This window comes from Roseivivax sp. CAU 1753, from assembly GCF_054482575.1.
The window spans coordinates 559,352-577,123 of sequence record NZ_JBTLRF010000001.1 but is presented as its reverse complement, the minus strand read 5'-3'; the positions used below and the strand labels follow the sequence as shown (position 1 = coordinate 577,123).

The 17,772-nt window shown below is 63.1% G+C and carries 19 protein-coding genes; 18 read left to right on the top strand and 1 reads right to left on the bottom strand.

Going from position 1 to position 17,772, the window contains the following annotated elements; genetic code table 11:
* Window positions 1-28: 28 nt before the first annotated feature.
* The 11 genes from ACXYMN_RS02630 to ACXYMN_RS02580 all read left to right on the top strand — a co-directional run bounded on the left by ACXYMN_RS02630 (window position 29) and on the right by ACXYMN_RS02580 (window position 9,523).
* Window positions 29-247, top strand: a complete 219-nt coding sequence (locus ACXYMN_RS02630; RefSeq protein WP_459011853.1) for a hypothetical protein — start codon at window positions 29-31, stop codon at window positions 245-247.
* A 67-nt stretch (window positions 248-314) separates the two neighbouring features.
* Window positions 315-1,208, top strand: coding sequence for a hypothetical protein (locus ACXYMN_RS02625; RefSeq protein ID WP_459011852.1), 894 nt, complete (start codon window positions 315-317; stop codon window positions 1,206-1,208).
* 29 nt (window positions 1,209-1,237) lie between these two features.
* Window positions 1,238-3,769: a methyl-accepting chemotaxis protein gene (locus ACXYMN_RS02620; RefSeq protein ID WP_459011851.1), complete on the top strand. Its 2,532-nt coding sequence runs from the start codon at window positions 1,238-1,240 to the stop codon at window positions 3,767-3,769.
* 61 nt (window positions 3,770-3,830) lie between these two features.
* Entirely contained in the window at window positions 3,831-4,373 is a 543-nt protein-coding gene (locus ACXYMN_RS02615) for a chemotaxis protein CheD (protein WP_459011850.1), read from the top strand.
* Between the two features lie 8 nt (window positions 4,374-4,381).
* Window positions 4,382-4,672, top strand: a complete 291-nt coding sequence (locus ACXYMN_RS02610; protein WP_459011849.1) for an STAS domain-containing protein — start codon at window positions 4,382-4,384, stop codon at window positions 4,670-4,672.
* Window positions 4,669-5,046, top strand: coding sequence for a response regulator (locus tag ACXYMN_RS02605; protein WP_459011848.1), 378 nt, complete (start codon window positions 4,669-4,671; stop codon window positions 5,044-5,046). Before ACXYMN_RS02610 ends, ACXYMN_RS02605 begins: the two co-directional genes overlap by 4 nt.
* On the top strand, window positions 4,971-7,349 hold the full coding sequence (locus tag ACXYMN_RS02600) for a chemotaxis protein CheA (RefSeq protein ID WP_459011847.1): 2,379 nt from the start codon (window positions 4,971-4,973) through the stop codon (window positions 7,347-7,349). The genes ACXYMN_RS02605 and ACXYMN_RS02600 overlap by 76 nt, the downstream gene beginning before the upstream one ends.
* 1 nt (window position 7,350) lies before the next feature.
* Complete coding sequence (locus ACXYMN_RS02595; protein ID WP_459011846.1) at window positions 7,351-7,866, top strand: chemotaxis protein CheW; 516 nt, start codon at window positions 7,351-7,353, stop codon at window positions 7,864-7,866.
* Window positions 7,854-8,732 carry a CheR family methyltransferase gene (locus ACXYMN_RS02590; protein ID WP_459011845.1) on the top strand — a complete coding sequence of 293 codons (879 nt, stop codon included), beginning with the start codon at window positions 7,854-7,856 and terminating at the stop codon, window positions 8,730-8,732. The genes ACXYMN_RS02595 and ACXYMN_RS02590 overlap by 13 nt, the downstream gene beginning before the upstream one ends.
* Before the next feature lie 3 nt (window positions 8,733-8,735).
* Window positions 8,736-9,122, top strand: a complete 387-nt coding sequence (locus tag ACXYMN_RS02585) for a response regulator (protein WP_459011844.1) — start codon at window positions 8,736-8,738, stop codon at window positions 9,120-9,122.
* Window positions 9,119-9,523, top strand: a complete 405-nt coding sequence (locus tag ACXYMN_RS02580) for a hypothetical protein (protein WP_459011843.1) — start codon at window positions 9,119-9,121, stop codon at window positions 9,521-9,523. The genes ACXYMN_RS02585 and ACXYMN_RS02580 overlap by 4 nt, the downstream gene beginning before the upstream one ends.
* Window positions 9,524-9,707: 184 nt before the next feature.
* Here ACXYMN_RS02580 and hemN read toward each other — a convergent pair whose 3' ends face one another.
* On the bottom strand, window positions 9,708-11,054 hold the full coding sequence (gene hemN / locus ACXYMN_RS02575; RefSeq protein ID WP_459011842.1) for an oxygen-independent coproporphyrinogen III oxidase: 1,347 nt from the start codon (window positions 11,052-11,054) through the stop codon (window positions 9,708-9,710).
* 70 nt (window positions 11,055-11,124) lie between these two features.
* On the opposite strand from hemN, the gene fnrL reads away from it, so the two are divergent.
* The 7 genes from fnrL (at window position 11,125) to ACXYMN_RS02540 (ending at window position 17,759) form a co-directional block, all read left to right on the top strand.
* Window positions 11,125-11,865, top strand: coding sequence for a transcriptional regulator FnrL (gene fnrL / locus ACXYMN_RS02570; protein ID WP_459011840.1), 741 nt, complete (start codon window positions 11,125-11,127; stop codon window positions 11,863-11,865).
* A gap of 180 nt (window positions 11,866-12,045) precedes the next feature.
* The gene (locus ACXYMN_RS02565; protein WP_459011839.1) at window positions 12,046-12,501 is read left to right on the top strand and encodes a hypothetical protein; all 456 of its coding nucleotides are present in this window, start codon (window positions 12,046-12,048) and stop codon (window positions 12,499-12,501) included.
* Between the two features lie 203 nt (window positions 12,502-12,704).
* Entirely contained in the window at window positions 12,705-14,306 is a 1,602-nt protein-coding gene (gene ccoN / locus ACXYMN_RS02560) for a cytochrome-c oxidase, cbb3-type subunit I (protein WP_459011838.1), read from the top strand.
* Between the two features lie 5 nt (window positions 14,307-14,311).
* A complete protein-coding gene (ccoO, locus tag ACXYMN_RS02555; protein WP_459011837.1) occupies window positions 14,312-15,133 on the top strand; it encodes a cytochrome-c oxidase, cbb3-type subunit II in 822 nt (273 codons plus the stop codon).
* A 15-nt stretch (window positions 15,134-15,148) separates the two neighbouring features.
* A complete protein-coding gene (locus ACXYMN_RS02550; protein WP_459011836.1) occupies window positions 15,149-15,385 on the top strand; it encodes a cbb3-type cytochrome c oxidase subunit 3 in 237 nt (78 codons plus the stop codon).
* On the top strand, window positions 15,382-16,257 hold the full coding sequence (gene ccoP, locus ACXYMN_RS02545) for a cytochrome-c oxidase, cbb3-type subunit III (RefSeq protein WP_459011835.1): 876 nt from the start codon (window positions 15,382-15,384) through the stop codon (window positions 16,255-16,257). Before ACXYMN_RS02550 ends, ccoP begins: the two co-directional genes overlap by 4 nt.
* Window positions 16,258-16,568: 311 nt before the next feature.
* The gene (locus ACXYMN_RS02540) at window positions 16,569-17,759 is read left to right on the top strand and encodes a glycosyltransferase (RefSeq protein WP_459011834.1); all 1,191 of its coding nucleotides are present in this window, start codon (window positions 16,569-16,571) and stop codon (window positions 17,757-17,759) included.
* Window positions 17,760-17,772: the final 13 nt, after the last annotated feature.

Below are 17,772 nucleotides of genomic sequence, written 5' to 3'. Positions count from 1 at the left end.
GGCTGCAGCTGACAGAAGGATCGCGACGATGGCAGATTACGGGATTCACATCGCCAATTGCCGAGGGGTCACGCTCAGTCTCGACAGACCGCTGCGCATAGATCCCGCCATCATCGCGAACCAACCCTGCGCGCGCGACCGGGCAGGCGCCCCTGACGACCCGCGCGGGCCGTCGGACGGTGGCTTGCGCAACCGCGTGCTGCGCTGGTTCTGGCCGGCAGGCAGCACCGCGAAGGGCAGGGACTAGCACCCCGACGGACCGCGATCTCCGTAGAAACCGGGGCCCACAACACGGAGCGCGTGCGCGCGTTCCGGTGCCGATCAAGCCGCAGGCAGAAACAAAACGAGCGGTAAACGATGCGCCTGATCGGCAAGACTTGGGGTCCCTCGCGGGGCCCCTTTTTTCGCTGTTCAAGGCGTATTTCTTTTTGCGGGTCAACGCGTTGCGGCGTGTCTCTCAGGTCGATCACGCACGCGCCGGGCACCGACCGCCGGGCGCTTCGGTAGAGTTTTATCAATGCGGGTCGGTGGAGCGGGAATTTTGTTTAGCGGAAATTAAACCTCGGCTGGGAGTGTGCAAGCGTCCTGCCGGGATGTGGCCCGGCGTTGCCGAATGGGAATCCAAGATGTTCAGACTGCCGCTTCTTTCCGCCGCCTCGATTGCGCTCGCGATCTCTGCCCCGCCTCTTTTGGCCGCCAATACAGCTTCCGATGCCGCGACATCCTACGTCATGGGGGCGCTTGCCGAACTCGAAGGCGCACCGCAGATCTGGCGTGCCATCCGCGCCGGCAATGTCGCGCATGCAACGCTCGACGAGGAAACGATCATCGGCATGGACAATGACTGGCGGGCCGAGATCGGACATTCCGCGCGACCGACCATTGATCCGGTCATTTCCAGCACGGCATCCGGGGTTCTGCGCGACATGGTCGATCAGTCCGATGGCCAGTTGACCGAGATCATCGTGATGGATGCCGTCGGTCTGAATGCCGCGATCAGCGCGCTCACCTCCGACTACTGGCAGGGTGACGAAGCGAAGTTCTCCGCGACCTTTGGCAAGGCTCCGGGAACCCTGCATGTCAGCGAGATCGAGTTCGACGAGTCGACCCAGACCTACCAGATGCAGGTCTCGCTGCCGCTGTTCGATCCGGTCTCCGGTGCCGCAGTCGGTGCCGCCACCTTTGGTCTGAACGCCGAAGCGTTCTGATCCCCCCGTCCTTTCCTGCGGAGCGCGTCATGCTCAAGAGCTTTCCACTCAGTGTCCATTCTGTGTTCATGAAACTGGCGCTGGTCATCGTGTGCGCCATCGTTGCCGTTGTCGCGACGCTTACCTTTGTGATGACATCTCAGTTGGACCGGATCGTGGACGATGCGGTCGATCAGCAGGCCAGCGCCGAGACCCGGCTGATCGCCAAGCCGATGGCGGGTCCGGTGCGGTTCGGCAAAATCGACGCGATCGCGGAGCAGATCGAAGAGGTGATCGTGACCTCCGGTGACACCTTGCGCGACATCGCGGTGTTGAACGCGCAACAGGACGTGGTGGCCTACGGGACAGCACCTCCAACCGACCCTGCACGTCAAATCGCACAGGCTGCGATGGCAACGGGTGAGTTCCAGCATGATCTGGCGCGCAACCTCACCGCCGCACCGCTGCACTTCGGTCAGGATGCCGCCGTGATCGGCGCGGTTGTTGCCGAATGGTCCGCGGCTGCCCTTGCCGCAAGGACGCGGGCATCGATCAACGCGGCACTTTCGATTGCCGCGGCTGTCTGTTTTCTGGCCCTGGTAGCGGCGACGATCGCAATCAAGCAATTGGCGATACGTCCGCTCCGGTCCGCTCAAGCCGATATCTCAAGGTTGCAGGATCGCGACTTCGTGTCCGTACCTGATGGGATCGGGCGCAAGGATGAATTCGGCGCGGTCGCGCGCGCTGCCGACGCGTTGCGCCACGATCTGGCAGAGGCAGAAGGCGCCAATCGGGAAAGCGCTTTCAAAAGCGCCGCACTCGACAACACCTCGGCGGCCCTGATGATCCTCGATCACGGCTTCTCGATCACGCAGATCAGCCCGAAGCTGAAAGCGCTCTTTGCGACCCACAGGGACGGCCTTCGCAAATTGCACTCCGGGTTCGATCCGGAGTCCGTGGTCGGCATGCATATGGATGAATTCTATCCCGGTGGCGCCATCACAGACCGAATGCTTGGTTTGGGTCCCGACGGTATCGAGACTCTGTTGAAGCTCGATGACACGCGCATTGTCGTCGCAATCCACGCGGTGCCCGATGCAGGCGGCGATGTTGCAGGCTTCGTCGTGGAATGGCGCGATGTCACGGAACTGTGGCGCCAGCAGGCGCTGATCGACACGATAGACCGGATCCAGATCAAGGCTGAGTTTGCAATGACAGGCGAATGCGTTCATTCAAACGCGCGCTTCACCGAGTGTCTCAGCGACAGCAGCACGGACGCCAGCCGCCTGCAGGACCTCATCGCGCCCATGTCGACCGGGAGAGCGCGCTCGGTCGACTCGATCCTGCAGGATCTGCGGTCTGGAAACCCGCACCTGGGAAAAATTCCGATCCTGGCTGGCCAGTCTGCCCGTATCATCGACGGCTCCCTGTCGTGCATCCGCGACGAGGATGGCACCGGCTTGCGCTTCCTGCTCCTTGGCACTGATATCACCGATCAGGAACAGCAGATGGAAGCCGCGCGACGCGAACGGGACGCGTCCGAAGCGGAAAAGTCCGAAGTCGTAGATGCACTCGGCGTCGGTCTGCGCAAATTGTCCGACGGTGATCTGACGGTGACGATCCCGCAGGCGTTTCCGGGACAGTACGAAGCTTTGCGCAATGACTTTAACCAGACAGTGAAAAACCTCGCGCGCGCCATGCGGGACATTGCCGACAGTGCGGAGAACATCCGCAACGAATCCGGTGACATCACCAATACGGCCGATTCCCTGTCGCGTAGAACGGAAAGTACGGCCGCGACCCTTGAACAGACAGCAGCCGCACTCGATGGACTGACCGGAGCCCTCAAGTCCGCTGCCGCAGGTGCCGCGCGCGCAGATTCGGTGGTCGGTGAGGCGCACAGAAAGGCCGAAGCTTCGGGCGAAGTCGTGATTCAGACCGTCTCGGCAATGGATCTCATCGCACGGTCGTCGGCACAGATTACATCGATCATTCGGGTCATCGACGATATCGCGTTCCAGACCAACCTGCTGGCGCTCAATGCCGGGGTCGAGGCAGCGCGGGCAGGAGAGGCTGGTCGCGGATTTGCCGTCGTCGCCTCCGAGGTTCGGGCCCTGGCGCAGCGATCGTCCGATGCCGCGCGCGAGATCAATGGTCTGATCGCCGATTCCGGGGGACAGGTCAAAAAAGGCGTGGAATTGGTTGGTCAGACGGGGCAGGCGCTACAGGAGATCGTCACTTCGGTAACGGAGATCGCAGGCCTGGTCTCCGAGATCGCGGATTCCGCACAGGCGCAAAGCCTGAGTCTCGAAGAGATCAACCAGTCGGTCAACGACCTCGACCAATCTACGCAACAAAACGCAGCGCGGCTCGAAGAGACCACCGCGGCCAGTGAAGCGCTTCGAAACGATGCTGTGTCTCTGGTGAAAACCCTGTCGCATTTCCGAACCGGAAGTTCCGCGCGGCCCAGGGCTGCGGCAAAGGCGCAAACGCCGCGAGTTGCAGCCGCAGGCGGTACTTCTTCAGCCCCTCTGAGCGCCTCACAACTCAGCGGTGAGGCCGCGAAATGGATGGATTTCTGATGTGGTCCAGGCTTTGCGCGACAATGTCCCGTCCGCGTTTTGCGACGCACCGAGACGTCCGATGAGTTCGCTTAAGTCCTTGCGTCCGAGCACCGCCCGCAGCGTGCTGGTGGTGCAGGGTGAACACTGCGTCACGGCAGATGCGGACGTCGTCCTCACGACGCTGTTGGGTTCATGTGTTGCAACCTGCTTGCATGATCCGGTCGCCAGGATCGGGGGCATGAATCATTTTCTTGTCGCCGAAGGCGGGACCGATGTTCTCGGCGTGGAGCGTTACGGGCTCTATGCGATGGAAGTGCTGATAAACGGGCTCTTGAAACTCGGCGCCGACAAACGTCGGCTCGAGGCCAAGGTATTCGGCGGCGCGGCAATGAGTGGCGGCATGGGTCAGATCGGCGCCGAGAATGCCGCATTTGCGCGGCGTTTCCTTGAAACCGAGAACATCCGCATCGTGGCCGAAGACATGGGCGGTCGCATTGCCCGGCGGGTCCGGTATTGCCCGAGCACCGGCCGCGCCAGCCTAATGCATGTCGAAAATTGCACCAACCTTGATGTTCCCGTCGCAAAATCCAGGGTTTCGGACAGCGATGTGACCCTATTCTAGGACCTGCCATGACCCTCGTTATTGATCTCCCCGAGAAACTCGACACTGCCATGGCCAATGGGCTTGCCCGACGTCTGGTCGAGGCCGCCGAAGGCAGAATCGCAATCGATGGCCAGCGCGTGCAAAGCCTGGGGACCTTGTGTGCGCAACTCCTTCTTGCCGCCCGTCAACGCGCGCTTTCCAACGGGCACGAATTTGAACTCGCGGCATCCGAAGCAATGCGGGACGATCTGCGACTCCTGGGACTGGACTCGTTGGCGACCCGCCCGGGCGCGAAACCGAGCGGAGACATGTCATGACAATACGAATTCTCGCGATCGATGATTCGCGCACCATACGTGAAATGCTGCGCTTCAGCCTGAGCCGGGAGGGCTTTGAGGTTTTGGTCGCCGAAGACGGGCTCGAAGGTCTTGAGCAGGTTGCGGAGTTCAAGCCGGATGTGGTCATCACCGACATCAATATGCCCCGCCTCGACGGGTTCGGCGTGATTGATGGTATCCGGCAGGGGGCAGAGCATTCAACCGTGCCCATTCTTGTCCTGACAACTGAAAGCGGCGCGGACCTGAAGGAACGGGCCCGAAAATCCGGCGCCACCGGTTGGATCGTGAAACCTTTCGACGATGCAAAGCTGATATCGGCAATCCGGCGCATCGTTTCGGTGTCGCCGTTATGAGCAGCCTCGACGAACTGCGGTGGATGTTTTTTCTGGAATGCGCCGAATTGCTCGAGGCGCTCGATGATGGATTCGATCGCCTCACGTCCGCGGATTTGACGACAGAAGCTGATCAGGAGGAGATAAATTCGGTATTCAGGGCGGTACATTCCATCAAGGGTGGAGCAGCATCGTTCGGACTCGACGATCTGGTCCGGTTTGCACATGGTTTCGAGACGGTGCTTGATGAAATGCGATCGGGGCGACTGATGCCGACTGACGCGGATTGGCGCACCCTGCGCCGCGCCGGGGATACTTTGGCCAATCTGGTAGCCGCCGCGCGTGATGGCCTGACAGCCGATGCCGCGCACGCAGCAGAGGTAGCAGGCGCGCTGGCGGCGCTGGTCGCCCCGGCTGCGGACGCGGACAAAAGCGCATCGATGGGGTCTGGACCGTCGCTCGAACCGGCACCATTAACCATTGACCCGCCAGCCCTGCCGGAAACGGGCTTCGCGCCGCTGACCTTGTCCTTCCATGAGGATTCAGACCCGGCACCTGGGGCGATCGAGGACATTCAAGTCCTTGGCGACGCGGGACAGTCCTCAAGGATCTTCCGCATCAGCTTTGCCACCACTCCGGCGCTTTTCGCGAACGGACATGATCCGGTGCATCTGTTTCGCGAACTGGGCGAAATGGGGACACTGCAAGTCGAAGCGGTCTTTGCTGATTTGCCGATCGATCCGGACCCGTCGCAGTGCTATCTCTCGTGGCGATTGACGCTCGAGACGGAATATTCCGAAGCAGATATTCGCGAGGTCTTCGAGTTCGTCGAATCCCTTGCAGAGATCGCAATCAGCGACAAGCCTCTCCCGCCCGCGGGTAATACACCGAACGTGCCAGAGGGCGCGACCAGCCCCTTGAAGCCGCCATTAACAGACACTGCCAGCGGCGCGGCGAAAATTCCGGACGCGGCTGAATTGGCACCCCTGCCGGACCCGCCCAAGGACCCCGATCGCCAGTATCCTTCTCCTGCGCCGGTCTCCGCGGCACCGGTCTCTGCGCCACCGGCCGCTGCCGCAGCGTCGCGAAAGTCGACCGTCAGGGTTGATCTGGGTCTTGTCGACGATCTTATAAACATCGTCGGCGAGTTGGTGATCAATCAATCATTTCTCAGTCAGAGCATTGCTGACGCTGGTCTTTCCAATCAGACGCAATTGTCGGCGGGACTGGACGAATTCAAAAGCCTCGCGCGGCAGATCCAGGAAGGCGTCATGGCCATCCGCGCGCAATCGGTGAAACCGTTGTTCCAGCGCATGGCACGCATTGTCCGTGAAGCTTCGGCCGTGGCAGGCAAGCCGGTCCGCTTCGAGACCAGCGGCGAGGCCACGGAAGTCGATACCACCGTCATCGAACGGCTGATCGATCCGTTGACGCATATTCTTCGCAATGCCGTGGATCACGGCCTCGAGAAGCCGGATATCCGGAGCCAGTCGGGCAAGTCCGAAGAAGGGCTCGTACGTCTGAGCGCCGAACACCGCTCAGGGCGGGTCTTGATCGAGGTGTCCGACGATGGTGGCGGTATCAACCGTGCCAAGGTTCTCGCGATTGCAAAGCAGAAGGGCCTGTTGCCGCCCGATGCCAATCCGCAGGAGGCCGAAATCGATCGCATGCTGTTTCAGCCCGGGTTTTCAACCGCCGAACTGGTCACGGATCTGTCGGGACGCGGGGTCGGAATGGACGTGGTGCGCAGCGCCATTCAGAAACTGGGCGGTCGGACCAACATCTCCTCGCTTCCGGGCCGGGGCACGACCATTTCGATTTCGCTGCCGCTGACGCTGGCAGTGCTTGAAGGCATGGTCGTCAAGGTGATGGGGCAGACCATGGTCATCCCGATCACCGCCATCATCGAAACGCTGCGCCCCGAGGCCGACGAGATCGAGCATCTCGCCCAGGGGGCCGAGGTTGTCCGCGTGCGTGATCGGATGGTGCCGATCGTGAACCTTGGTACCGTATTCGGCTATCCGCATGGATCCAGGGAAGCTGACGACCGTGTCCTGCTGCTGGTTGAAGCAGAGCAAGGTCGCCAATGGGCCCTGTCGGTGGATGAGATCCGCGATCAGCGTCAGGTGGTGATCAAAAGCCTCGAGGAGAACTATGGCCGCGTCCCCGGCGTCGCCGCGGCCACCATTCTCGGCGACGGTCGGATCGCGCTCATCATCGACCCGGAGGAAACAATCCGCACGGCAACGATGCGCGACAGGGCCCGGTCCGGACCACCGCCGTTACCGGAACCGACCGCGCCGCCGCAACCTGTAGGAGCGTGACATGATGCTGGCCAACCATGAGACACGAAGCGATATGCATGAGCGTCGGAAAAGCGATGTGCAGGGACAACGACGCGAACTGGTGACCTTCCGCATCGGGGAACAGGACTTCTGCATGGATATCATGCTGGTCCGGGAAATCCGCGGTTGGACGGAGGCGACAGTGCTTCCGCATGCGCCGGACTACGTGTTGGGGGTGATCAACCTGCGCGGCGCGGTCGTTCCGATCGTCGATCTCGCGTCTCGCCTCGGGTTGGCAGCACTCGAGCCTGGCCCCAGACACGTCATCATCATCGTGGCCGACGGTTCGAGGCTGACAGGTTTTCTCGTCTCGGCGGTGTCCGACATTCTCGGTGTCAGTGAAACCGAAATACAGTCGGTTCCGAACCTGAACGATGCCAGCGTCTCGTTCCTGTCCGGTGTGATCACCACAAAGGCGCGCTTGCTACGAATTCTCGACGTTCATGCTGCGTTGCCCAAGCAATGCGCTGGCGCGGAGGTTGAATGTCTGAGTTGATCCCGACCTTCACTACCGAACTGGACGAGGCAGCTTTCGGGCGCATCGCCAGGGTGTTGCACGAGACGTCGGGCATACGCCTTGATTCCGCCAACCGTACCCTGGTGGTCGCCAGACTGGCCAAGCGGTTGCGGGCGCTGAACCTGCAGAGTTTTCTGGATTACGCGGATCTGATCGCCAGTCCCGCCGCCCAGACCGAGCGCTACGAGATGATCCTCGCCCTGACCACCAACACGACCCGGTTCTTTCGGGAACCGGTTCATTTCGATGTCTTCCACGCACAGCTGTTGCCACAACTCATGGACCGCGCGCGGGCCGGTGAAAGGGTGCGGCTGTGGTCCGCCGGATGCGCGTCCGGCGAGGAAGCCTGGAGCCTTGCGGCCGTCGTTCTCAAGGCGATGCCCGATGCGACCCAGTTCGACTTTCGCATTCTGGCCACCGACATCGATCGCGACGTGCTGGCGCGGGCGGAAACCGGGGAATACACGGTGCGCTCCGCCGAGTCCGTGGACCCCGGCATGGCGTCGGACATGTTCGAACCCGTCGGCGACGGCGCCGAGACCGTTACGATCAGGGGGCCTCTCAGACAACTGGTGACCTTCCGCTATCTCAACTTCGTCGAGCCGTGGCCGGTCACCGGTCCGTTCGATGCGATATTCTGCCGCAATGTCGCGATCTACATGGATAGCGCGACCCAGGACCGCCTCTGGAACGGGCTCGAAGCGGTTTTGCACCCGGACGGGGTCTTGTTTCTTGGCCATTCAGAACGCCTGGGGCCGGGTTTCGAGGGCCGCCTGGAACTATTCGACAAGACATCTTTCCGCCGCCCTGCGCGGTCGCGCGGTCCCAATCAGTCAGGAATCTGAAATATGGCGTTGCGCGAAAAGCTGAGCGTATTGGTTGTCGACGACATGAGTACGAGTCGCGGCCTCATTCTGATGGCGCTCGACGAGATCGGCATCAAACAGGTGGACTTTTGCGCCGACGGCCAGGCCGCCTATGAGAAACTGAACGCCCAACCGCGTCACATCGTGATCTCGGATTACAACATGCCAAAGGTCAACGGGCTTCAGCTGTTGCAGGCGTTGCGACAAAACGCCCGGACCGCCAAGATCGGGTTCATCCTGATCAGTGGCCGCCTCGACGATCAGATCGTGTCCACGGGTCGCCAGCTTGGCTTGAACAACGTGCTGCAAAAACCGTTCAATACCGCGCAGATGAAAGCCTGTCTTCAGGCTGTGGTGGGGCCGCTGTGAGGGTGGCTCCGTACCCGGACGGCGCCGGGGCAACGCTGCAGGACGGGCTCGATCACGCGTCGGGCGCCGTGGCGCTGAGCCAGCTTTTGCGCAGGCTTGCCAGCGAAATGGCCCAGCTTGAGGAACAGAGCCTGTCTGTCGAACACTGCATGACCGCGCTGATCAATCGCACGGAGGGTCAGGACGAGGTCAGCGCGTCATTGCAGAACCTCGACCGACTGGTGCAGACGCTGGCCGAGTTGCAGGGGTTTCTCAACCGTGTGGCAGATACGGTGCCCGAAGGCGTTCTGGTCGACCTTGATGCCGCGGCATCGGCGGTCAAACTGCGGAAACTGTCAAGCAACCTCATGGGACGGCGCCATGACGACGTACCGAATGACGGCACTGTCGACATGTTCTGAGCGGCCGGTCTCATGCTGAAAAAACGGAATAACCGGAGGTCGCCCGTTGAACCGTTGCAATCGATGTCGGATCGCTGGCCGCAAGCATTGGGCACATCACGGGATTCGTCACTGGGCCCGTCACGGGGAAAGCCAGGCGGCCCGTTACCGGGAACACCGCCCTGCGGTGCCGGGACCAGACGTGTCAGCTTGCCAGGCTGAACTGGCTGACATCTTCGGCCATACCCGGGTCGATGCGGGCGGCCAGCAGGCGCGCGTAACACATGTCCGACAGCGCCAGCACATCGTTGGTCAGGGTGGCGATGCCCGGCAGGTCGCGGATCGCAGCCGCGGCCCGGGCCACCATCGCGGTACAGGACAGGCCGTGACGTCGGGACAGCGCTGCGAAATCGACCTTGCCGGCGCACATCACCTGCTCGATGGCATCAGCCGACAGAAGATCTTCGGGCGTCATGGCATACCCGCGCGACGTGGGCAGGCGACCGGCCTCGACCGCGGATGTCCAGTGCCGCGTCGATGCGAGGTTCTGCGCATAGCCGAGCCCGAGCCGCGAAATCGCCGACGGACCAAGCGCCACAAGCGTATCCGCGCCGTCGGTCGTGTAGCCCTGGAAATTCCGGCGCAGGGTGCCGTCACGGCTGGCACGGGCCATCGTATCCGACGGCAACGCGTAGTGATCGATCCCGACCGGTTCATAGCCCGCGGCGATCAGAATCTCACGGGACAGCGCCGCAAGCGCGATGCGCGCCTCGGGGCCGGGCAGGGCGTCTTCGGAAATGAGCTTCTGACGCCGCGCCATCCAAGGGACATGGGCATAGCCGTAAAGCGCGATACGGTCGGGGCGGTGCCGCAATACCGCGTCAATCGTGGCGGCCAGGCGCGCTTCGGTCTGGTGCGGCAAACCGTAAAGCAGATCGAAATTGACCGACCCGACGCCCCGGGCCCGCAGGCCGTCGACCGCCTCGGCGGTGACCTCGGGGCTTTGATGCCGCCCGATCGCGTTCTGCACCAGCGGGTCGAAATCCTGCACGCCGATCGACGCACGGGTCAGCCCGAACGCCATGAGCGCATCGAGTCGCGCGGCGTCCAGTTCGCAGGGATCGATCTCGACCGAGATATCGGGCCGGGCATCCATGTCGAAACGCGCCCGCATCGTCCGTCCAAGCACGGCGATCTGGTCGGGCGTCATCAAGGTCGGTGTGCCGCCGCCGAGATGCAGCGCGGCGACCGGTTGCCTGCGCCCGATCCGGGCGTGGACCAACGCGGCCTCGGCGTCGAGCGTCTGGAGAAACCGAGACAACGGTGCCGCGGTCGCGGTGCCTTGCGTCCGGCAGGCGCAAAACCAGCAGAGCCTGCGACAGAACGGGATGTGCACGTAAAGCGATATGGCCTCGGCAGCGGGCAGGGCGGCCAGCCATTGGCCGTGCAGATCCGGTCCGACTTCGGCGGAAAACCGTGTCGCTGGCGGATACGAGGTGTAGCGGGGCACCTTCGCCTCAAGCAGGGCTCTGTGCAGAATGTCCTGTGTCATTCCGCCGATCTCGGCGCAGTGCTGCCGATCTTGCATTGATACAGATCAACCGACTTGATAGCTTTTCTCCATGATCCAACTAAAGCCCATCACCGCCTGTCTAGATTGCCCCATTCGCCACAATGCAGTCTGTGCAGAGTGCGATCCCGGCGAAATGGCGATTCTCGAACAGGTGAAGTCCTACGTCACCCTGCCACCCGGTGCCCACCTTGCCGAAGCGGGCCAGACGCTGGAGCATCTGTCGTCGATTGTCGTGGGCTGCGCCACGATGTCGCGCACGCTCGAGGACGGGCGGCGTCAGACCGTGGGTCTGCTGTTGCCGTCGGACTTCATCGGCCGCCCCGGTCGCGCGACCTCACCCTATGATGTGGAGGCTGTGAGCGAGGTCACACTGTGCCGGTTTGAGCGGCGCACCTTCGAGGACCTTGTGCAGAACACGCCGCATCTTGCGTCCCGGCTGATGACGATGGCGCTGGACGAACTGGACGCGTCGCGCGAATGGGCGGTGGTGCTCGGGCGGATGACGGCGCGCGAACGGGTGCTGGCCTTTCTGGTCAGCCTGGCGCGCCGGTCGGCCCGGCAGCATGGCAAGGCTGCGCCGGACGGGACGTTCACCTTGCAGGTCCCGCTGTCACGGGTGGAGTTGGCCGATTACCTTGGCCTGACGATCGAGACGACGAGCCGCCAGTTCACCGCGCTGCGCAAGGACGGCATGTTCGAGATGATCTCGAACCGGGAACTGAAGATCACGGATTTCGAACGTCTGGTGGTGGAGTCCGGTGAGGATGACGACGGCGGCATGATCGTCTGATCCCTTGCGCTTCGCGGGTCGAAACCCGGTCGAAGAAAAGCCTGCGCCGAATGCGCCAATTGATGTATCCCGGTTGCAGGTCTTGTGGTGGTGCCGAACTATCCGTCTCTCGGCCCGACACAGGGATTTGGCCCGATACAGGGATTTGGCCCGACACAGGGATGACGGGAGGGCGCGTGGTTGCCTTGCGAGTATCAGACGTATCCAGACGACAACATCATCGTCAAACGCTTTCGCGGGCGTATCACGACGCGGTGCGTTCTGGATCTTCTTGACCGGGTTGAGCAAGACCTCAGCTACGTTGAAGGCATGATGGAACTGGCCGATCTGCGCCTTGTGACCGAGATGGCCATTCCCCGGGCCGACGTGAAGAAGTTCGCCGACCTGATCACCGGCATGGACCGTCGGCAGCGTCAGCCGTCACGCAAGGCTGTCATCGCTACCTCGCAGGACATTCTCGACGCCGCGCGATTTTATGTGGACGACGTGAGGGGCAAGCGCGACCTGCAGATCGGCGTCTTTTCCGATATCGACGAAGGACTTGCCTTTCTCGGCCTGCCGGGCAGGCCGCTGGGCGCGGACCTTGCCAGGGCATCGATGCGGTTGGTCGACGCGGGCGCAGCGGCGCCCCGGTAACGCGCCCGGGCGCTTTGGCCCTGAAAACACCGGTGATGCACCGGGTTCGGTCGAAAGATCCCGCAAAATCCGGCGATGTGGTGCTGCAACGCAGCAATCTTGATCCATGTCAAAGCGGCGATCCGCCGATCCGTGGCACCCCCGATCCATGATGCTCCGGCTGCGGCTTGTGGCCGGACGATAACGTCAAGGGATCTACAGACATGGTTTATACAAGGCTTGCCCTTCTGGGCCTTGTGGCACTCATTGCGGCAATCGCCGCGAGTTGGGGCCGCGACCTCGCATATTCCGTCCATGCCGCGATCATCATGGTCGTTGCGGGCGGACTTTTTCTTTGGGAATTGCGTCGCGTCGACGAGCCTCGGCTGGCGGCGGACGAGGGGGCCTACATGGACGGCCCCATTCGCGCCGGTGTCATCGCGACGTCGTTCTGGGGGGTCACGGGCTTTCTGGTCGGCGTCTTCATCGCCGCGCAGCTGGCCTGGCCGTCGCTGAACTTCGACTGGTCGGAAGGCTATGCCAATTTCGGTCGTCTGCGTCCCTTGCACACCTCGGCGGTGATCTTCGCCTTTGGCGGCAACGCACTGATCGCGACATCGCTGTATGTCGTGCAGCGCACGAGCGCCGCGCGGCTCTGGGGCGGCAACCTCGCATGGTTCGTGTTCTGGGGATATCAGCTTTTCATCGTGCTGGCGGCCACCGGCTATCTGCTGGGGTCGACCCAGTCCAAGGAATATGCAGAGCCTGAATGGTATGTCGATATCTGGCTGACGATTGTCTGGCTGGGCTACCTCGCGGTGTTCCTCGGCACGATCTTCAAGCGCAAGGAACCGCATATCTACGTCGCCAACTGGTTCTTCCTGGCGTTCATCGTGACCGTCGCGATGCTGCACGTAGTCAACAACCTGTCGATCCCGGTGTCGATCTGGGGCTCGAAGTCGGTCCAGGTCTTTTCGGGCGTGCAGGATGCGATGACGCAGTGGTGGTATGGCCACAATGCCGTGGGCTTTTTCCTGACGGCGGGCTTTCTGGGCATGATGTATTACTTCGTGCCGAAGCAGGCGGGCCGTCCGGTCTATAGCTACAAGCTGTCGATCATCCACTTCTGGGCACTGATCTTCCTCTATATCTGGGCCGGTCCGCACCACCTGCACTACACCGCATTGCCCGACTGGGCCGCGACGCTGGGCATGGTGTTCTCGATCGTGCTGTGGATGCCCAGCTGGGGCGGCATGATCAACGGTCTGATGACGCTGGAAGGCGCGTGGGACAAGATCCGAACCGACCCGATCATCCGGATGTTCGTGGCCAGCCTTGCCTTCTACGGCATGTCGACCTTCGAAGGCCCGATGATGTCGATCCGCGCGGTGAACTCGCTGTCGCATTACACCGATTGGACCATTGGCCACGTGCATTCCGGCGCGCTTGGCTGGAACGGGCTGATCACCTTCGGGTGCCTCTACTACCTGACGCCGAAGCTGTGGAACCGCGCAAATCTCTATTCGCTGCGGGCGGTCAACTGGCACTTCTGGCTGGCGACGATCGGCATCGTTCTCTACGCCGCATCGATGTGGGTGACCGGGATCATGGAAGGCCTGATGTGGCGTGAAGTGGACGACCAGGGCTTCCTCGTGAACTCCTTCGCGGACACCGTGTCGGCCAAGTACCCGATGTATGTGGTGCGGATGTCGGGCGGGCTGCTGTTCCTGACCGGTGCGCTGATCATGTGCTGGAACCTGATCATGACGGTGCGTGCGGTCCCCGAAGCGGGCCGCGCCCAGACCCAAGCCATGCCTGCGGAGTGAATGACATGAGCAAGCAAAACGACAAGATCCCCGCGCCCGAGAACGACCCCAAGGTCGTTCAGCCCGGCGATGGGGGCATTCCGAACGAGTTGCCGCATCAGTCGAAGTTCCTCGACAAGCACGCGATCCTCGAAAAGAACGCGACGCTGCTTCTGGTTGCCTCGTTTCTGGTGGTCACCGTCGGTGGCATCGTCGAGATCGCACCGCTGTTCTGGCTGGAGAACACCATCGAGGATGTGGAGGGCATGCGCCCCTACTCCCCGCTGGAGCTGACCGGGCGCGACATCTATGTGCGCGAAGGCTGCTATGTCTGCCACAGCCAGATGATCCGGCCCATGCGCGACGAGGTCGAGCGGTACGGTCATTACAGCCTCGCGGCGGAATCGATGTATGACCATCCGTTCCAATGGGGATCGAAACGCACCGGGCCGGATCTGGCCCGGGTTGGCGGGCGGTATTCGGACGCCTGGCACGTGGACCACTTCGCCAATCCGCAATCGGTGGTGCCGGAAAGCGTGATGCCGAAATACGACTATTTGGCCCGCGCCAAGCTCGACCCCGAGCATATCCGCGATCTGCTGGTCACCCACCGCATGGTCGGCGTGCCCTACACGGACGAGATGATCGAGGCGTCGGTGACGGACTTCCGGGTCCAGACCGACCCGTTCGGCGACTACGATGGCCTGCTCGAGCGGTATCCCGGGGCTCAGGTCCGCAATTTCGACGGGCGCCCGGAGCTGACCGAAATGGATGCGCTGATCGCCTATCTCCAGATGCTCGGCACGCTGGTCGACTTCTCGACCTTCACCGCCGACGCGAACCGCTAGGGGAGGGGGCATATCATGGACACCTATTCCCTCCTGCGGCAATTGGCGGACAGCTGGGTGCTGCTGATGCTGTTCGGGGTCTTCCTGGGCGTCATCGTCTGGGCCTTTCGTCCCGGATCGCGCGACCTGCATGACGAGGCCGCGCATTCCATCTTCCATCGCGACGATGCGCCGCGCGCCGACATGGGCGCAGGCAGGATCGCGGAGACCAACACCGACAAGGCCGACACGCAGATCGGAGAGCCGAAATGACCGAAAAGAAACGCGATGACGTCACCGGCACCGAAACGACGGGCCACAACTGGGACGGCATAACCGAACTGAACACGCCGCTGCCCCGCTGGTGGCTCTGGACGCTCTATGCGACCATCGTCTGGGCGGTGATCTACACCATCCTCTATCCGGCGTGGCCGATGGTCTCGTCGGCATCGGCGGGGGTGCTCGGCTGGTCGACCCGGGGCCAGGTGGCCGCCGAGATCGAGGCCGCCGAGGCCGCCAATGCCGATCTGCGGGCGCAGCTTGCCAGCACCGAATTCGCCGCCATCGCCGATGACGTGGCCCTGCAGAACTATGCCACGCAGGCGGGCGCTTCGGTGTTTCTGACCAACTGCTCGCAATGCCACGGGCAGGGGGCCGCCGGGGCCAAAGGCTATCCGAACCTGCTGGACGACGCCTGGCTGTGGGGCGGCACCATGGAGGACATCGCCTACACCGTACGCCACGGCATCCGCAACGAGGACGACCCCGACGCGCGCTTCTCCGAGATGCCCGCCTTCGGCGACATCCTGAGCGATGAAGAAATCGCGACCCTGGTGGCCCATGTCCAGACCCTCGACGAGGGCGGCGATCCGGCGGCCGGACCGGGGGGGGCGTTGTTCATCGACAATTGCAGCGCCTGCCACGGCGAGGACGCCATGGGGATGCGCGAACTGGGCGCGCCGAACCTGACCGACGCGATCTGGCTTTACGGCGACAGCGATGCCGACCTGACCGAGACCATCGTCAATGCCCGCTACGGCGTGATGCCCGCATGGGGCGCATTCCTGCGCGAAGACGAGGTGCGCGCGGTCGCGGCCTATGTGCACCAGTTGGGCGGCGGCGAGGATCCGGCGACGACCGAATAGGAAACCCGGGCCCGGCCGTGAAGGGCGGTCGGGCTTCGGGCCTTGCGCTTCTGACAGGGAAGGAAGGAGCGCAGGGATGGGGGAGGGGCTCTGGCCGGGGCCCCTTTCCTTTTTTTTGCGCCGCGCGTTTGCGCGTCGCCCGGGGGGCGCGCGCGTGGGCTTTGCATCCGCAGCGGAAGTCAAATGGCGATGTCGGATCGGCACTGCCCTGTTCGACGCGCCGCGGACATGGCAGTCTCGGGCCAGACGGCGGGTCCGGACACGGGACCGTTTTGCATGATGCGACCTGACCGACCGGGTGTGTGCCTGATATGACCGACCTTCGCCTGCTGATGATTGCCCCGGCCCCGGTCATCCAGACCGGGGCGCAGGTGACGCTGGATGCCAAGTTCGTCACCGGCATGCGCCTGCAGGCCGCGCTCTGGCCCGGAACGTGCGATTGCCTGCTGCGCGCAGGGACGACAGAGATCCCTTTCGGCGCGCGCGCCGTCGACCCGGCGCGAGAGCCCTTCGGGCTGACCGTGGTGGCGCGCGACGAGACCATCACGCCCGCTCATCTCGACGGCTACGATCTGATCCTTTGCAGCGCCGATGACGACCGCAACCTGACGCTGGACCGGATCGCCAGGGCGGCGGGGGTGCCGCTGGTGGCGACGCTGGAATACACGCTCGAGACGCGGCTGCAGATCCTAAGGCTCGACCGGAACCGCGGCGCGCTGCGGCGGCTGGCCTCGGCGGTGCGGATGCGCCTGCGCGAGGTCACGCGACGCAGGCTTCTGCGTCATGCGGCGGGTCTTCAGGCCAATGGCTACCCGGCCCATGCCACTTGCAGGGCGTATGATCCGCACGCCCTTCTTTACCTCGACAACCGCATGACCGGGCCGCTCTTTGCCGACGCCGCAGACCAGTCCGACCGCCGGGCGCGGCTCTTGTCGGGCGCGCCGCTGAGGCTGGTCTATTCGGGGCGACTGGAGCCCATGAAGGGCGCGCAGGACCTCGTGCCCGTGGCTGCCCGCCTGCGCGACCTCGCGGTGCCCTTCCGGCTTGACATATTCGGCACCGGGCCGCTGGAAGACACCATCGCTCGCGCCATCGCCGCGCAGGGTCTGGCCGGCCAGGTCCAGCTTCATGCCCCGGTCGATTTCGAAACCGAGCTGGTGCCGTGGCTGCGCCGCAACGCCGATCTCTACCTGTGTTGCCATCGCCAGTCCGACCCGTCCTGCACCTATGTCGAGAACATGGGGTGCGGGCTTGCGGTGGCGGGCTATGGCAACGCCATGTGGCTGGCGCTGGCAGAAGCATCGCAGGCAGGCTGGACCACGCCGCTGGGCGATACAGATGCCCTTGCCCGACAGATCGCAGCGATAGAGCCCGACCGCGCGGGCCTTGCCGCATGCTCGGACCGAAGCCTGCAATTTGCGCGCGCGCATGATTTCGAGACCGAGTTCGCCCGCCGCATGGACCACCTGCGCCGGATCGCCGAAGCGGCGCGCGGGACCTGAACAGCCCCGGCAG

What these genes read in the sequence shown, in the direction of transcription:
- ccoO (WP_459011837.1), top strand. Translation starts at nt 14,312, where the DNA reads ATGAGCAAGCAAAACGACAAGATCCCCGCGCCCGAGAACGACCCCAAG.
- fnrL (WP_459011840.1), top strand. Translation starts at nt 11,125, where the DNA reads ATGATCCAACTAAAGCCCATCACCGCCTGTCTAGATTGCCCCATTCGC.
- ACXYMN_RS02540 (WP_459011834.1), top strand. Translation starts at nt 16,569, where the DNA reads ATGACCGACCTTCGCCTGCTGATGATTGCCCCGGCCCCGGTCATCCAG.
- ACXYMN_RS02550 (WP_459011836.1), top strand. Translation starts at nt 15,149, where the DNA reads ATGGACACCTATTCCCTCCTGCGGCAATTGGCGGACAGCTGGGTGCTG.
- ACXYMN_RS02620 (WP_459011851.1), top strand. Translation starts at nt 1,238, where the DNA reads ATGCTCAAGAGCTTTCCACTCAGTGTCCATTCTGTGTTCATGAAACTG.
- ACXYMN_RS02585 (WP_459011844.1), top strand. Translation starts at nt 8,736, where the DNA reads ATGGCGTTGCGCGAAAAGCTGAGCGTATTGGTTGTCGACGACATGAGT.
- hemN (WP_459011842.1), bottom strand. Translation starts at nt 11,054, where the DNA reads ATGACACAGGACATTCTGCACAGAGCCCTGCTTGAGGCGAAGGTGCCC.
- ccoP (WP_459011835.1), top strand. Translation starts at nt 15,382, where the DNA reads ATGACCGAAAAGAAACGCGATGACGTCACCGGCACCGAAACGACGGGC.
- ACXYMN_RS02605 (WP_459011848.1), top strand. Translation starts at nt 4,669, where the DNA reads ATGACAATACGAATTCTCGCGATCGATGATTCGCGCACCATACGTGAA.
- ACXYMN_RS02630 (WP_459011853.1), top strand. Translation starts at nt 29, where the DNA reads ATGGCAGATTACGGGATTCACATCGCCAATTGCCGAGGGGTCACGCTC.
- ACXYMN_RS02615 (WP_459011850.1), top strand. Translation starts at nt 3,831, where the DNA reads ATGAGTTCGCTTAAGTCCTTGCGTCCGAGCACCGCCCGCAGCGTGCTG.
- ACXYMN_RS02595 (WP_459011846.1), top strand. Translation starts at nt 7,351, where the DNA reads ATGATGCTGGCCAACCATGAGACACGAAGCGATATGCATGAGCGTCGG.
- ACXYMN_RS02590 (WP_459011845.1), top strand. Translation starts at nt 7,854, where the DNA reads ATGTCTGAGTTGATCCCGACCTTCACTACCGAACTGGACGAGGCAGCT.
- ACXYMN_RS02610 (WP_459011849.1), top strand. Translation starts at nt 4,382, where the DNA reads ATGACCCTCGTTATTGATCTCCCCGAGAAACTCGACACTGCCATGGCC.
- ccoN (WP_459011838.1), top strand. Translation starts at nt 12,705, where the DNA reads ATGGTTTATACAAGGCTTGCCCTTCTGGGCCTTGTGGCACTCATTGCG.